Source organism: Actinacidiphila sp. bgisy167, assembly GCF_965342175.1.
Taxonomy (GTDB): domain Bacteria; phylum Actinomycetota; class Actinomycetes; order Streptomycetales; family Streptomycetaceae; genus Actinacidiphila.
In genome coordinates, this window is sequence record NZ_CBDRBL010000025.1 from 22680 (window position 1) to 38467 (window position 15788).

Annotated in this window: 7 protein-coding genes and 1 pseudogene; 1 reads left to right on the forward strand and 7 read right to left on the reverse strand. The window is 74.7% G+C overall.

All coding sequences use genetic code 11. The features are described 5' to 3' along the window. Positions 1-28 precede the first annotated feature (28 nt). The 3 genes from ACRWND_RS12685 to ACRWND_RS12695 are packed head-to-tail and all read right to left on the reverse strand — an operon-like array spanning position 29 to position 3538. The gene (locus ACRWND_RS12685) at positions 29-421 is read right to left on the reverse strand and encodes a DUF742 domain-containing protein (protein ID WP_431948821.1); all 393 of its coding nucleotides are present in this window, start codon (positions 419-421) and stop codon (positions 29-31) included. 10 nt (positions 422-431) lie between these two features. Then, positions 432-854: a roadblock/LC7 domain-containing protein gene (locus tag ACRWND_RS12690; RefSeq protein ID WP_431948822.1), complete on the reverse strand. Its 423-nt coding sequence runs from the start codon at positions 852-854 to the stop codon at positions 432-434. Next, a complete protein-coding gene (locus tag ACRWND_RS12695; protein WP_431948823.1) occupies positions 851-3538 on the reverse strand; it encodes a nitrate- and nitrite sensing domain-containing protein in 2688 nt (895 codons plus the stop codon). Before ACRWND_RS12695 ends, ACRWND_RS12690 begins: the two co-directional genes overlap by 4 nt. 326 nt (positions 3539-3864) lie before the next feature. Between ACRWND_RS12695 and ACRWND_RS12700 the strand changes: the two genes are divergently transcribed. Further along, positions 3865-4299 (forward strand): hypothetical protein, encoded by a 435-nt coding sequence (locus ACRWND_RS12700; protein ID WP_431948824.1) that lies wholly within the window; start codon positions 3865-3867, stop codon positions 4297-4299. 150 nt (positions 4300-4449) lie between these two features. Here ACRWND_RS12700 and ACRWND_RS12705 read toward each other — a convergent pair whose 3' ends face one another. The 4 genes and pseudogenes from ACRWND_RS12705 to ACRWND_RS12720 form a co-directional block, all read right to left on the reverse strand. Next, on the reverse strand, positions 4450-9168 hold the full coding sequence (locus ACRWND_RS12705; RefSeq protein ID WP_431948825.1) for a hypothetical protein: 4719 nt from the start codon (positions 9166-9168) through the stop codon (positions 4450-4452). Positions 9169-9294: 126 nt separating this feature from the next. Further along, on the reverse strand, positions 9295-10176 hold the full coding sequence (locus ACRWND_RS12710) for a hypothetical protein (RefSeq protein WP_431948826.1): 882 nt from the start codon (positions 10174-10176) through the stop codon (positions 9295-9297). A gap of 40 nt (positions 10177-10216) precedes the next feature. Next, entirely contained in the window at positions 10217-11737 is a 1521-nt protein-coding gene (locus ACRWND_RS12715; protein WP_431948827.1) for a hypothetical protein, read from the reverse strand. A gap of 133 nt (positions 11738-11870) precedes the next feature. Next, positions 11871-15464, reverse strand: a pseudogene (locus ACRWND_RS12720) (hydantoinase B/oxoprolinase family protein); the annotation flags it as partial. Positions 15465-15788 lie beyond the last annotated feature (324 nt).

The following is a 15788-nucleotide window of genomic DNA, read 5'->3' on the forward strand; positions in this document are numbered from 1 at the left end:
CGTCGTGCCGGCGGCGCCCCGGGGAGGTTCACAGCGCGCGTAGGCCGTTGATGACGTCGCGGAGCAGCCCGGCGTCCGGCAGCTCGGCCGGCGGAACGGGCCGGCTGACGTGGACCAGGCCGACTTCCAGGACGTCGCCGATGAGCACGCGGACGACGCCCACGGGCAGGTCGAGGTCGGCCGCCAGCTCGGCGACCGACATCGGCTGCTCCCGGCAGAGCTCGACGATCTCGAGGTGCTCGGGCGACAGGGTGCGATCGGCGTCGGCGTCGTCGTCCGCGCTGCGGGACTCGGCGATCACCAGGGCGATCAGGTCGAGCCGGGCTTCCGCGGCGTGGCTGGTACGCCCGCGCGTCATGGCGTAGGGCCGCACCACGGGCCCGGCGTCGTCGTCGTACCAGCGGTCCGCTTCGGAGGTCATGACGGCCTCGTCACACCGCCCGCGCCGCGTCGTCGTCGGTGCGCGGGGCGGTGGCGAGGTGTACCCCGACCCGCTTCACCAGCAGCGCCATCTCGTAGGCGACCTGGCCGACGTCGGAGTCGGCGTCGGCGAGCACGGCCAGGCAACTGCCGTCGCCCGCCGCGGTGACGAACAGGAAGGCCTCGTCCAGTTCCACGATGGTCTGCCGGACCTTGCCTGCCTCGAAGTGCCGCCCGACGCCCTTGGCCAGGCTGTGGAAGCCCGAGGCGACGGCGGCGAGATGCTCGGCGTCCTCACGGGTGAGGCCTTCGGACGCGCCGGTGGCCAGTCCGTCGCTGGAGAGCACCAGCGCCTTGCGGATACTGGCCACGCGGCCGACCAGTTCGTCGAGGAGCCAGCTGAGCTCCCGGGTCGGGCTCGATGGTGCCGTCATGGACCGTTCCCCTCCGTGGTGGTTCTGGTTGTGCTGTCGCCGCCGCGCTCCCCCGGGGTGCTTCCCGGGCGGTCGGCGGGGCGAACGTCGTGGGCGCCGTCGGTGCCGTCGGCGGCGGGGCCGTCGGCGGTGTCCGCGCGGCCGCGCAGCCATCCTCGCTGCAGTGAGGCCATGCGGTCGCGCACCTCCTCGGGTGAGCGTTCGCGCTCACCGCCGTCGTCCGCGGCAGCTGCGGCGGAGCCCGCGGCCGCGGGGGTTCGCGTCTGGGTGGTGGAGTCCTCGCGCAACTGCGGGGCGAGACTGGCCTGCCGGACCCGGCGGGGCAGTCCGGCGCCGGCCGGCGCTTCCTGCGGCGCGGTGGCGGCGGGCTCGTGGCGCGGCTCCCGTTCCGCGGACCGGGATGCAGCCTCGCCGACCGGGCGCCCGTTCTCGGCGACCAGCACCGGCGTGCGGCGGCGGCGGCGCGGCAGAGCCGTGGGCCCGTCGCCCGGCACGGGGGAAGGCGACGCCTTCGGAGCCGTGTCGCGGGCGGTGGCCGGATTCGAGGTTCCTTCGGCCCCGGCGACCTGCGGCCGGTGCTCTCGCGGCTCGCCGTCCGGGCGCGCGACCATACCCCACTGGCGGAAGCCGTGCTCCGTGGCCGCCGACATGGACCTGATCCGCGGCTGCGGCTGCTCGTCCGGAGCCTTGGTCTCGTCCGCGGTCCCGTCCGCGGTCCCGTCCGGGGTCTCGTCCGCGGTCCCGTCAAGGGTCGCGGTCCCGTCAAGGTTCGAAGCGGGCCGCTCCTCGCCGGGCCCGGACAGGATCGACGCCGGGACGAGCACCAGGGCGGTGGTGCCGCCGTAAGGCGACGGGCGCAGCGAGACGCGGACACCCTGGCGCCGGGCGAGCCGGCTGACCACGAAGAGGCCGAGCCGGTCGGTGTCGGAGAGCTCGAACTCCGGGGTCTCCGCGAGACGGAGGTTCGCCTCCAGCGTGGCCTCGGGGGTGAGGCCGAGGCCGCGGTCGTCGATCTGCAGGACGAAGCCGCCGGCGACGGACTCGCCGTGCACCTGGACGCTGGTGTGCGGCGGCGAGAACACGGTCGCGTTCTCGATGAGTTCGGCGATCAGGTGGGTGAGGTCGGCGACGGCGTGGCCGGCGACGGCGAGCCGTGGCAGCCGGCGCACGTCGACCCGCTCGTAGTCCTCGACCTCGGCGACGGCCGCCCGCGCCACGTCCATCAGCTGCACCGGCTTGCGCCACTGCCGGGACGGCACGGCGCCGGAGAGGATCACCAGGCCCTCGGCGTGGCGGCGCATGCGGGTGGTCATATGGTCGAGGCGGAAGAGGTCGGCGAGTTCCCGCGGGTCCTCGGTGCGCCGTTCCATGGTGTCCAGCAGGGTGAGCTGGCGGTGCAGCAGTGCCTGGCTGCGGCGCGCGAGGTTGACGAAGACCGCTGAGACACCGCGGCGCAGCTCGGACTGGCGCACGGCGGCCTCGACGGCCGCCCGCTGGAGGGTGTTGACGGCCCTGCCGACCTGGCCGACCTCGTCGTCCGGGTAGTCCAGGCGCGGCGCCTCGGTCTCGACGTCGACCTCCTCGCCCGCGGCGAGCCGGCGTATGACGCGCGGCAGCCGGACGCCGGAGACCTCCAGGGCCTCCGTCCGGAGCCGGGACAGGTCGCGGATGAGGCCGCGGCCGATGCGTATGGAGACGATGACGGAGGCGACGACCGCGATCAGGCCGAGGCCTCCGGTGACGGCCGCGATGGCGACCAGCCGCATGCCGATCGGTTCAGCGCGCTTCTTGTGCAGGTCGCCGGCTGCCACGCCGATGCGGTCGAGGTCGGCCAGCGCGGTGGTGGCCTTGGACTGCCAGGACACGCGGTCGGCGGCCTGGGGCGCGCCGGAGGCGCCCGCGGCGATGACGGCGTCCTCGGCGGCGCGTAGGGCGCGGCCGGCGGGCCCGGCCCAGTACGCCTCGTAAAGGGCGCGCTCGTCGCTGGTCAGCAGGTGGAGATTGTCCGCGTAGTAGGCGCGCTGTTCGGCGACGGCGAAGGTGAAGGAGCGCATCTCCGCCGCGCTCATGCGGCCCGCCGCGATGCCCGACACCACGAGGGCGTCCTCCTGGCTGATCGCCTCGCGGGCCCGCGTGACCTGGATGAGGGCGCGGCCCTGCTTGTCGATGGCGACGTTGTTGATCGGGTTCAGCGAGTCGAGGAAGGCGTAGGCCGGGTCGAAGAGGGCGCTGTACGCGCCGAAGACGTCGTTGCGGATGATGCGGCCCTCGCCGACCTTGTCGCGCAGCGTCTGCAGGCCGCCGAACTCGTGGACGACGAGGTCGAGCCGGCGCAGCGCGTCGGGGGTCAGCCGTTCCCGGTTGCCGGCCACGCGCGCGTTGCCTCGCAGCCGTGCGATCACCGCGTCCGTCTCACGTTCCCGCGTCAGCAGGGTGGCGCGGGCGCCCGAGCGCCGGGGATCGGCCAAGTACAGCATGGCGGACCGGCGTTCCCGCTGGAGCGCCTGGATGCTGTCCTCGACGGGGTAGCCGAGCCCGTTGACGGTCTGCTCGACACCGAAGAGGCCCCAGGCCTGACGCCCGGTCAAGGTGGCGGCGAAGGCCCAGATCGCCGTGAGGGACACCAGCGGAATGAGCAGCAGTGCCACGATCTTCCGCCGGATCGTCGTACCGCGAAAGCGCATGGCCTCCCCAACGTCAAACCCGGTCAAGGGCTGTCATGCTCCGACTGCAAACGGCGCGAGCCTACTACTGCCGGACGTCCTATCCGAAAGCAAGGCTTCCGCTCTCGTCCCAGGACGACCCGATTCGTACACATGAACGGCCGGTCCCGCCGACCGAATACCCTACGTGCCGGGAACCCGCGGAACCGTGGAGACGTGTTCACCAGTGGGAAGGGGTGTTCCGGGATGCGGGGGGCATTCACGGGCGAAAACCGGGCAGCCACATGGGAGTCGGACATCAGGGATCCGGGCCCGCACCACCGGTAGGCCGCAGGGGAGCAGAAGGCATGGACGACCTCGTCGAGGACGCGCTGGATCACGACACTCGGCCGCGAAGGGCCCGGCGGCCGCTGTGGGTCGAGGAACCCGTGGGGCGGCCGCGCCTGCCCGATCCGGTACGCGAAGCGGCCGTACGGGCCTGGCTCTCCGTCTCACTCGCCCTGATCGCCTCGGTGATCGCCGCGCTGGGGACGGTAGGCGGGTCCTGGCTCGCCGCACCGGCGTTGTTCCTCGCCATAACCTTCACCGTCCTGTCCACCTGGGCGGTGCTGGACGTGTGGATCACCCGCCAGGTCTGGAACCAGCGCAACGGTGTGGTGTCCAGCCCGAGCAGCGCGGCCCGCAGGCTGCGGCGCGAACTCCGGCGGGAACGGCGGCAGGCCCGGTCCGAGGCCCGCGAGGCCGACCGGCGCCGGCACCTGCCCGGCACCCGTACCGCCTGAGAGGGGCCGACCGGCCGCCCGAAGCGGCACGGGGGCCGCCGCCTCCGGGCCGGGAGGGGCCGGATCAGGCCGGGAGGCTCCTGCGAACTGCCGGGTGCCTCCCGCGGGTCCGCGGGAGAGGCACCCGGCAGTCTCCGAGCCGACCGGGGGTCAGCCGGCCTGCGGAGCCGACTGGTCGGCCGGGCGCCGGAACATCCGCGTCGCCGTGATCTCCCCGTGCACCGGTTCGGAGTCCGGGTCCGGCACGGGCAGTCCGGGCCTCAGGTGCTCCTCGACGCTGATGTACTTCAGGCCCGCCCGCAGATCCGCGTCATTGCGCAGCCGTACGACCAGCGGGAACTCGGCGAGCGCCGTGGTGTCGAACAGCCCGGTGGTGTAGATCAGCTGCACGCCCAGGGCGTCGGCCACCGCGCGCTGCAGTTCCAGCAGATAGGTGGCGTTGGCACGGCCGATCGGGTTGTCGAGGAAGAGCGTGCCCGCGTGCCGGTGCCGGTCCCTGCCGCGGTCGTTGCTGCGCAGCGCCGCCATCGTGCAGTACAGCGCGATCGCCGCGGTGAGCAGCTGGCCGCCGGAGAAGACGTCACCCATCTGCCCGACGGGAACGCGCTCGGCGCGCAGCACGGCGTCCGGTTTGAGGATCTCGACGGCGACGCCCTTGGGTTCCAGGGCGGCCGCGACCCCGCGCAGCAGCAGCGACATGCCGTCCCGGCGCAGGTCGGAGTTCTTGCGGACGGCCGCCCTGGTCGCCTCGTCGATCACGGCGCCGAGCCGTTCGTCGAGCTCGGCGTGGTCCGGGTCGTCGAAGCGGATCCGCAGGAACTCCTGCCCCGACCACTCCCCGAGCCCCTCCGGCAGACGGGACAGCCTCTGCGCCGACCGCAGGGTGGCCAGCGAGGACTCCACCATGCCGCGCAGCCGGTCCACGATGCTGTCGCGGTTGCGCTCCAACTGCTCCAGCTCGTCGGTCAGGACGCGAAGCCGCGGCGCGAAGGCGGCGTGCCAGGGTGCGGCGTGCTCGGGCAGCGCGGCGGCGGGCAGTTCGCGGATCTGCTGGCGGGCCGGGGTGCGCACCTGCTCGTAGCGGGCCGCGTTGGCGTGCCGCACGAGGACGTCGCAGGCCTCGCGCAGCTGCGACTCGGCGGCCGACAGATCGGCGGCGCAACCGCGCAGGCTCCGGCGGCTCTCGGAGACGGCCGACCTGGCCTCCTCCAGGGAGCCGGAATACGGCTCGGGCTCCTCCTCGCCCTCGTCGGGCTGCTGCCGGTCGCCGTCGCGGAGCAGGTCGCGCAGCAGGGCGGCGAGTTCGTCGAAGCCGGTCGCGGCGTCCTCTGCGGCGCGGTGCGCGCGCACCAGGTCCGCGTGGCCGTCGCGGGCGCGGGCCAGTGCCTCGGTGCGGGCGGCCAGTTCCGCGTTGGCACCGCGCAGCAGCTCCTGGGCGTGTTCGGCGTCCCGGGGCAGCAGCTCCCCGGGGAGCTCGGTGTGCGCCTCCCCGTCCGTCGGCGCGTGCCGTTCGGCCTCGCCGCGCAGCCGCCCGAGCTGCTCGCTGGCCGTCGCGGCGCGGGAGTCGAGCGTGGCCACCAGCTGTTCGGCGCGGGCGGCCGCGGCCTGCCGGGAGGGGCCGTCGGCGCCGTCCGGGCCCTCGAGCAGCTGGGCGGCGCGGGTGCGCACCTTGTTGGTGAGGCGTTCGAGTTCGGAGAGCGCGGACTGCTCGGTGCTCTCGGCTCGGGCCTGCTCGGCCCGCAGGTCGGCGCCGACGCCGACCTTCTCGTACACCTGGGAGGCGGCACGGTAGGCCTCGCGCAGGGCGGGCAGCGAACCGGCCGGCTGCTCGGCGCCGTTCTCGTCGTCGAGCGCGTCGTCGGGGGCGCCGGTGATCTCCGAGCGCTCGGCGCGGAGCACGCGCGCGGTGCGGCGCGCGTCGTCCGCGGCGCGCTGGGCGGCGCGGCGGTCCTCGTCGGCGGCGCGTGCCAGGGTCAGGCAGGCCTCGGCACGCGTCTCGGCCTCGGCGGCGTCCTCGGCGAGTTCGCGGGCCCTGCGCTGCCAGTTGGCTCGTTCGCGCAACCGGAAGGCGAGACCGGCGAGCGCGTCGGCGGCCCGCCGGGCCTGCTGGGCCGCCTCCTGGCGCTCGTCGCGCAGGGCGGTCGCCTCGGCCGCGGCCTCGTCGGCCTCCATGCGCGCGGACCGCGCCTCCGCCAGCTCCTCGCGGGCGGCGGCTGCGGTCTCCCCGGCGGTCTCCACGGCCGCGGCGAGCTCGGCGAGCCGGCCGCTCGGGCAGCCGGAGCGCCACGAGGAGAGCCGGGCGGCCAGGGTGCGATCCTCGGCCAGGCGGGCGGCGAGCCGCCTGATGTCCTCGTCGCGCGCGGTCGCGCGGGCGCGCAGTGCCTGCCGCTCGCCGTCCGCGGCCCCCTCGTCGTGCATGGCCGGGTTCGGCGGGACGAGGAAGAGCTCGGGCTCGGCCTCCGTCGGCGGAGGCGGGGCGAGCAGCGCCGCCGCCGTGCCGACCGTGACCGTCGACCGCGGCAGCAGGGCCGCCTGCGCCAGCACCTCGCGTGCTCGCACATAGCTCTGGGGGTCGGTGACGACCACGCCGTCCACCAGTTCCGGGCGCGCGGCGAGCACCGCGGCGTGGTCGGCCGGGTCGACGGCCTGCGCGAGGTAGCGCCAGCCGGGGAGCGCGGGGATGCCGTGCTCTCCCAGGTACTCCACGGTGGCCAGCACATCGGGGCCAGGCGGCAGCAGTCCGCCGTCGCCCAGCGCGGCCAGGATGCGCGCGTCGTCGGCGGCGGCCGTGCGCAGGTCGAACAACTGCCGTTCGGCGGAGGCCACCGCGCGGTCCAGCATCTCTTGCAGCGGCTCGGCGAGGGAGTCGAGCTCGGCCGCGGTCAGCGGGCCCTGCTCGGCGGGACGCCGTCCGGCCGCGGGGGCGCCGCGCCGGGCGGCGGAGGTCTGTGCGGGGATGCCGGGGCCGCGTTCGGCGCCGGTGTCCGACGGTGCGCCCGCCGCGACATGCCCGGGAACCTGCGCGGGCGGCAGGCTGAGCAGTTCGGCCAGCCGCGGTTCGGCCGCGAGAGCGTCCGCGACGCGCGACTCCGCGGTGTGCGCGGCCTCGGCCGCGGCAAGCGCGTCGGCCGCGCGGGCGGCGGCCAGTTCGGCGCGCGTGTCGGCGGCGGCGGCCTCCCGGGCCCGCTCACCGGCCCGGCGGGCGGCGTCCCGGGCGGCCTCCGCGGCGGTGGCGGCGGCCTTCTCGGCGTCCGACGCCTCCAGGGCGGCCCGGGCGGGGTCGGCGTCGGGGGCGGAGTCGTCCAGCCAGCCGGCCCGGACCGCCTCGGCGGTCTCCTGCTCGACCTCCGCCAGACGCTGCACCAGGTGCCCGGACTCGCTGCGGGCGCGCTGCGCCTCCGTCGCGGCGGCGGTGGCGTCGCGATGCGCCGCCTCGGACCGCGCCTGCAGCGCGGCGGAGCGCTCCTCCTCCGCGTCCGCCCGCTCGTCGGCGCTGTCCGCGGCGGCCCGCAGGGCTCGGACGAGGTCGCCCGCGGCCTTGGTACGGGCGGCGAGCGCGGGCGCGGCGTCCCGTTCCGCCTCGCGGATGGCGGCGGTGACCCGGGCCAGCCGGTCGGCGGCGGCCCGGTGCCGCAGCACGGTCTCCGCGGCCTGCCAGGCCGACTGAAGGGTGCGGGCGTCGTTGAGCTCGCGGCGCAGCGCGGCGGCGCTCTTCTCACTCGCCGCGAGGGCCAGCGAGGCGTGGCGGTAGGCGAGTTCGGCCGCGACGAGGGCGCTGCGGCCGCGGGCGGCCTCGGCGTCGGTGACGGTGTGCGCGGCGCGGGCCGTCTGCTGGGCCAGTTCGGCGGCCCGGCCGCGCTCCTCGCGGGCGCGTGCGGACAGTCTGCGGGCCAGGGAGCGGGTGCGGCGCTCGGACTGGGCGTGGACACCGCGCGCCTGGTCGCGGCCGGCGGTGGTGTCGACGATGCGGCCGAGCAGTTCGAGGGAGCCCGCCGTGAAGTCGCGTTCCGCCGTGAGCTCGGCGCGGCGGCCGAGCTTGCCCGCGAAGCCGTGCACGAGGTCGGCGAGGCCGTCGGTGTCCCGGGTGTCGGTGACCGCGCGCAGCAGCAGGTCGGTGAAGTCGGAGTCCTTCTTCACCGCGAACAGGCCGGCCGCCTCGCCCTCGTCGGCGTTCATCTCCCGCTGGTAGCGGAAGAGTTCGGGGTCGAGGCCGAGCTCGCCGAGGTGCTCGTTCCACCGGTCGTGGATCTCCTCCCACACCACCTGGAGGTGCGGGTAGTAGCGCCCGGCGTCGGTCAGCACGTCGCGGAAGCCCTTCATGGTGCGGCGGCGGCCTCGGGCTCCCGAGGCGCCTTCGGCGGGCGGCCGGACGGCGGCTGCTTCGGCCACGGGCAGCGAGTCCAGGCTGAGTCCGGGGCCGGGCCGGAAGGAGTACCAGGCCTCGGCGAACTTGCGCGGGTCGGAGGAGACCTGGCGTCCGCGCCACTCACTGACCTTGCCCACGACGACCAGCTCGCCCGTGACGGTGTGCTGCCACTCGAGGGCGACGTGGCCGCAGTCGTCGGCCAGCAGGAACTTGCGGAGCACGCCGGAGCTGGCGCCGCCCAGGGTGTTGCGGTGGCCGGGCAGCATGACCGAGAAGATCAGCTTGAGCAGGACGGACTTGCCGCCGCCGTTCTCCAGGAACAGCACTCCGGCCGGCGCCGGACGGCGCGGCGGCCCGGTCGGCTCGTCCTCGAAGAACTCCGCCTGGGCGGGGGCGGGGTGCGGCACGGGCTCGCCGACTCCGCGCAGGTCCAGCACGGTGTCGGCGTAGCGCGCACCGGCGGGCCCGATGGAGTAGAGGCGGACCCGGGACAGCTCGTACATGGGGGGCTCTCGTGGTGGTGGTCTGTGGTGTGCGGTCTGTGGTCTAGTGCGGTCTGTGGCCTGTGGACTGCGGTGTGTGCCGGCAGGCCGCGGTGGACCGGCGACCCGGTGGCGGCGGACGGCCGTTCAGGAGTGGAAGGGCAGGCCGGCTCCGGCCACGAGGCCGGCATCGTCGTCAACCTCCGCCGGCATCAGCGCCGCCGAGTCGCCGGCCCGGGGGACGATGCCCAGGTCGAGGAGCTCGGCCATGGCGGCGCTGCCCGCCATGTCGCGCACCTGCAGCTGGTAGCGGGCGGTGGTGCGGTATGTGCCGCCCGACTCGTCGCCCGTGCGCTGCAGGAACCCGGACTCGACGAGGAAGGAGACGGCCTTGCCCACGATGCCGGTGGTGGAGCCCGCCAGGCGCCGCGCGTCCTTGGTGGCGCCGGTGGAGCTGCGGCGCATGTAGACGCGCCAGGCTGCCTCGAGGCCGGGCGCCCCGGTGGCCGGGTCGGTGTTCTCGCCCTGCTCCTCGGCCCGTTCCTCCAGCCGGCGGCATGCCTGGCGCAGGAAGCCGTCGATCCCGTGGACGGTGACGCGGCCGATGTACGCGTCGTCCGCGAGGTCCTCCGGGCGCGGGAAGGCCATGGCGGCGGTGGCGAGGTGGGCGAGGCCGTGCAGGAAGCGGTCCCCCGCGTCGGAGGCGGCGCGGCGCGAGTAGTCGCCCATGCGGACGGCGAAGACCGAGTCCTCACCGGCGGCCAGGGCCATGCCGGCCCGGGGCGAGACCTCCAGGACGACCAGGCCGAGGCCGGTGGCGACGGCGTCGGCCAGGCGCGCGAACAGCGGGTCCTCGCGGTACCGGCGAAGCAGCTCGGCGTACTCGGCGTCACGTGCGGGCAGCAGTTTCGGCTGGAGTCCGAAGGAGACGAGGCGGGCGGCGTCCGCGGCGTCGCCGGGGGTGACGGCCGCCGGGCCGGGGGCCGCTGCGAGCGGCTGGGGGCTCTCGCCGTCGCGGTGGTCGCTCACGGGGTCGTCTCCTCGGTACGGATCGTCGGTTCGCTCATCGTCACGCCACCTCGGACCGCTCGGCGGCCATCCCGGCGGCGTCCAGCCGGGCCGTGCCCACGATGAGGTCGGCGCCGCCGAACTCGGGGTCGTCCAGCTGGGTGCCGTCGTCCACGGCGAACAGCAGCCGCTCCTCGCCCTGGCGGTAGGCCGTGCCCACCGGGGGGCTGGCCGCGTGAACCGCCAGCAGGGCGACCAGATAGGGCAGTTCGGGGTCGAGACGGCGGGCCTCGGCCAGCAGCCCGGACAGCCGTCGCGGGGCGTCGTGGGGCAGGTCGAGGAGCTCCAGGGCGGTCTCGAGCTGCTCCTCGCTGAAACGGCTGTCGTCCGGGGTGGCGACCAGGTCGGGCTCGGGCATCTCGGCGCCCAGGTGCTCGCGCTCCAACGGCGGGGTGAGCAGGGCGTCCACGAGGTCGGTGACGCGAACCGAGACGGGGGTCCGAAAGCCCGTGCCCCGGGCGAACCAGGCGTCGGTGACCCGGGTGGCCTGCTCGACGGGGAGCGGCAGGACGGGCGCGACCAGTTGCCCGTACAGGTCGAGCATGCCGACGAGGGCGCCGCCGCGGGGTACGGAGAAGGCCTGCCGGTCCTGCTCGGCGCGGAAGATCGGGCCGGCCTCCAGCAGCCGGGACTGGAGCTGGGTGTGGCGGCGGATGCAGTCCTTGACGATGTCGACGAGCTCGGCGGCGCGGCGCTTGTGCTCCTGGTCCTCCGACTCGTCCCTGGCCTTGCGGATGTTGGTGAGGATGGCGTTCTCGTGCCGGTAGCGGTCGGCGACGTGGTCCAGCGCCTCGGCGATCATGTCGGGGACGGCGCGGACCCAGTCGACGGCCCGGACGTTGCGGCGGGTGGCCTCCAGGGCGCGGCGCAGGGTCTCGGCGTACTGCACCGTGCGGTAGCGGGCCTGCTCCGCGGCGAGCTGGGCGTCGGCGAGGCGGCCCCGGTTGATCAGCACCTCGAGCTTGACCTCGGCGGCGATCTGGGCGCTGGTCACGTCGGTGTCGAGGGCGCCGACGAGCACGTTGACGGCCTCGTCGGTGGTGCGCAGGTAGACGGTGCCGTCGCGGCCCGGCACCTCCTCGATCAGCTTGAAGTCGTAGTCGCGGCGGACGTACGCGCCATCGGGGCCGAAGGTGCCGTAGACCGCGCGGAAGCCGCGGTCGACGCTGCCGACGTTGATCAGGTTCTCCAGAACCCAGCGGCCCACCCGCTCGTGCTCGGCGGCGGGACGGCCGGGGGCCTGCGCCGCGATGCGGGGCAGCAGCCGGGAGATTATCTGGTCGTGGTCCGCGCCGGTGTCGAAGTCCATGTTGAGCGTGACCAGGTCGATGGCGGCCAGGGCCACCTCCGCCATCGCGTACACCGAGTACGCGCCGGCGAGGTTGGCCTTGCGCGCGTCGAGGTCGTGCAGCGGCGCGGTGCAGGCCAGGGCCTTGAGCCGGCGGGCCAGGCCCTCGTCGGCGGCCGGGCCCGGCGCGGGCCGGACACCACCGCTGAGCTGGTGCGGAACGGTCGTGGTCACGACGCACAGCGTAGGCGCTCGGACCGACAACGGCCCAAACGGCACGGTCCGGGCACCCCGCGCCAGCGGGCAACCCGCGCCAGCAGGCTCCGCAGGCGCCGGCGGGCTCCTCACCGGGAGCCTCCTCAGGCGCCGGGGGCCCGTAGCCGCCTCCGCCGGGCGTGGCGACGACCAGGACGTCACCGGGGCCCACGTCGGCGGCGTCCACCCCGCCGAGCGGGGTCACGCCGCCGTCGGCGCGCTCGATGCGGTTCTCGCCCAGTGCGCCGGGCCCGCCTCCCGCCATGCCGTACGGGGCGACCCGCCGGTGGCTGGTGAGCAGGGCGACCGTCATGGGCTCCAGGAAGCGGATGCGGCGCACGACGCCGCGCCCTCCGTGCCAGCGGCCCTCGCCTTCGCTGCCGTCGCGCACGGCGAAGCTCTCCACGCGGACGGGGTAGCGCCACTCCAGGATCTCGGGGTCCGTGAGCCGGGAGTTGGTCATGTGGGTCTGGACGGCGTCGGCGCCGTGGAAGCCCTCGCCCGCCCCGGCGCCGCTGGCCACCGTCTCGTAGTACTGCACCCGGTCGTTGCCGAAGGTGACGTTGTTCATCGTGCCGGAGCCCTCGGCCTGCACGCCGAGCGCGGCGTACAGGGCCCCCGTGACGGCCTGGGAGGTCTCCACATTGCCCGCGACGGTGGCCGCCGGGTACTGCGGGGCCAGCATCGACCCCTCGGGGACGCGGATGTCCAGGGGCCCCAGGCAGCCGCTGTTGAGCGGGATGTCGTCGGCGACGAGGGTGCGGAAGACATAGAGCACGGCGGCCATGACCACCGAGCGCGGCGCGTTGAAGTTGCCCTTCTGCTGGGACGAGGTGCCGGTGAAGTCCAGGACGGCGGAGCGCGCCGCGCGGTCGACGCGGACGGCGACGCGGATGACCGCGCCGTTGTCCGTCTCGTAGGTGTACTCGCCGTCGTCGAGGCCGGCGACGATACGCCGCACCGACTCCTCGGCGTTGTCCTGCACGTGCTTCATGTAGGCGTGCACGACGTCGAGGCCGAACTGCGCGGTCATGCGCCGCAGCTCGGCGATGCCCTTCTCGTTCGCCGCGACCTGCGCGCGCAGGTCGGCGATGTTGGTGTCCGGGTCACGTGAGGGATGGGGGGCGCCGGTGAGCAGGGCGCGGGTCTCCTCCTCGCGCAGCCGGCCGTCGCGCACCAGGAGCCAGTTGTCGAACAGGACGCCTTCCTCGTGCACGGTGCGGCTGAAGGCGGGCATGGAGCCGGGGGTGAGCCCGCCGATCTCGGCGTGGTGGCCGCGGGACGCGACCAGGAACAGCAGCGACCGCCCCTCCTCGTCGAAGACCGGCGTGACGACGGTGACGTCGGGAAGGTGCGTGCCCCCGTGGTAGGGGTCGTTGACGGCGTAGGCGTCGCCCGGCCGCATGGCGCCCTCGTTGCGCCGCAGCACCTCCTTGATGGACTCGCCCATGGAGCCGAGGTGGACGGGGATGTGGGGGGCGTTGGCGATCAGGTTGCCCTCGGGGTCGAACAAGGCGCAGGAGAAGTCGAGGCGTTCCTTGATGTTGACGGAGTGGGCGGTGTTCTCGAGGCGGACGCCCATCTGCTCGGCGATCGACATGAAGAGGTTGTTGAAGACCTCCAGCATCACGGGGTCGACCTCCGTGCCCACCGCGACCCGGCCGGGGCGCGGCCGCACCCGGGTGAGCAGGAGGTGGCCGTGCTCGCCGACCACGGCCCGCCAGCCGGGGTCGACGACGGTCGTCGCGTCGGCCTCCGCGATCACGGCGGGCCCGTCCACGGTGTCGCCCGGGCGCATCCGGTCCCTGCCGAACAGGGGGCAGCCCTGCCGCCTGCCCTCCGCGTACAGCGACACCTCGGCGGTCGGCCGCAGCGGACCCTCGCGGGCCGGAGACTCGACGAAGTGGCGTGCCGGCGGCCCCGCGGAGCCGACCGCCTCGACCGAGACCGCCTCGACGACCAGCGGCTTGTCCATGGTGAAGGCGTAACGGGCGCGGTGCTCGGCGGTGAACGCCGCGCGCATAACGTCGACCTCGCCCATCGGCACGGGGAGCGCCGCGTCGGTTCCGGCGTAGCGGACGTGGACGCGGGTGACGGTCCGGACGGTGTCGTCGGGGACGCCGTCCTCGTGCAGTTGGGCGCGCGCCAGTTCGTCGAGCTCGTCGCGCACCTCCAGCAGGGCGGGCAGGTCGTCCTCGGTGAGCCCGCTCTCCACGGAACGCTCCCGCATGGCGGTGGCGTCGGCCAGGCCTATCCCGTACGCGGACAGCACACCGGCCAGCGGCGGCACGACGACGCTGTCGACGGACAGCGCGTCGGCGACCGCGCAGGCGTGCTGGCCACCGGCGCCGCCGAAGCTGGTGAGGGCGTATCGGGTGATGTCGTGGCCGCGCTGAACGGAGATCTTCTTGACGGCGCTGGCCATGTTCAGGACGGCGATCTCCAGGAAGCCCGCGGCGACCTCCTCCGGGCTGCGGCGGTCGCCGGTCGCGGCGGCGACTTCCCCGGCGAGCCGCGCGAAAGCGGCGCGGACGGCCTCGGTGTCCAGCGGCTCGTCGCCGTCCGGGCCGAAGACGGCCGGGAAATGCGCCGCCTGGACGCGGCCGAGCATCACGTTGGCGTCGGTGACGGTCAACGGACCGCCGCGGCGGTAGCAGGCAGGGCCGGGGTCGGCGCCGGCGGAATCGGGGCCGACGCGATAGCGCTGACCGTCGAAGTGCAGGATCGAGCCGCCGCCCGCGGCCACTGTGTGGATGTTCATCATCGGGGCCCGCATCCGCACACCCGCCACCTGGGTGCCGAGGACGCGTTCCAGCTCGCCCGCGCAGTGCGACACGTCGGTGGAGGTGCCGCCCATGTCGAAGCCGACGACACGGTCGTACCCGGCCTGCCGGGAGGCGCGCACCATGCCGACGACTCCGCCGGCCGGGCCGGAGAGCACGGCGTCCTTTCCCCGGAAGTGGCCGGCCTCCCGGAGCCCGCCGTTGGACTGCATGAACATCAGCCGGACGCCCCGCAGTTCGGCGGCCACCTCGTCCACGTAACGGCGCAGGATCGGCGACAGGTACGCGTCGACCACGGTGGTGTCGCCCCGAGGCACCAGTTTGATCAGCGGGCTGACCTCGTGGGAGCAGCTGACCTGGCCGAAGCCGGCCTCGCGTGCCGCCGCCGCGACGGCCCGCTCGTGGGCGGGATGGCGGTAGCCGTGCAGCAGGACGACGGCGACGCTCCGCAGACCGTCCCGGCGGGCCTCGCGCAGGGCCGCTCCGGCGGCGGCGATGTCGAGGGGGCGGACGACCGCGCCGTGCGCGTCGACGCGTTCGGGGACCTCGATGACACGCTCGTACAGCGCCTCGGGAAGTACGATCTCGCGGTCGAAGAGCCGCGGCCGGTTCTGGTAGGCGATGCGCAGCGCGTCGCGGAAGCCTTCGGTGACGACCAGCGCGGTCGGCTCTCCCTTGCGCTCCAGGAGGGCGTTGGTGGCGACCGTGGTGCCCATCTTGACGGCGGTGATCCGGTCGGCGGGCACGGGTTCGCCGGCGCTCAGGCCCAGCATGCGCCGGATGCCCTCGACGGGGGCGTCCCGGTAATGGCCCGGGTCGTGGGAGAGCAGTTTGCACGTCTCCAGGGCGCCGTCCGGTCGCCTCGCGACGACGTCGGTGAAGGTGCCGCCCCGGTCGATCCAGAACTCCCAGCGTCCGGTCACGCCCTCATTGTCCCAGGGACGTCCCTCGCAGGAGGGCCAGCGCACCCGCCGCGGCCTCACGCGAGCGCAGATCCAGCAGTCGGTCGGTGCCCGCCATCCGGTGCCGGACCTCCTGGCCCGCGAGCCGCACCAGGTCGGGCAGCAGGTCGGTGCAGCGGTCGGCGACCCAGCGGGTTCCCTTGGTCGCCATCCACAGCAAACTCGCGGCGGGGTCCGGTCCGGCCCGCCGGGGGTGGTGGACGGCGCTTCGCCGTCCGCGAGGCCGCGCGAGGTCAGGAGGTCGTGGAACTCCCGGGCCAGCAGCCGGTGCCCGAGTTCGCTGGG

Coding starts and splice junctions, on each gene's coding strand:
- ACRWND_RS12705 (WP_431948825.1), bottom strand. CDS start 9,168: ATGTACGAGCTGTCCCGGGTCCGCCTCTACTCCATCGGGCCCGCCGGT.
- ACRWND_RS12690 (WP_431948822.1), bottom strand. CDS start 854: ATGACGGCACCATCGAGCCCGACCCGGGAGCTCAGCTGGCTCCTCGAC.
- ACRWND_RS12700 (WP_431948824.1), top strand. CDS start 3,865: ATGGACGACCTCGTCGAGGACGCGCTGGATCACGACACTCGGCCGCGA.
- ACRWND_RS12695 (WP_431948823.1), bottom strand. CDS start 3,538: ATGCGCTTTCGCGGTACGACGATCCGGCGGAAGATCGTGGCACTGCTG.
- ACRWND_RS12685 (WP_431948821.1), bottom strand. CDS start 421: ATGACCTCCGAAGCGGACCGCTGGTACGACGACGACGCCGGGCCCGTG.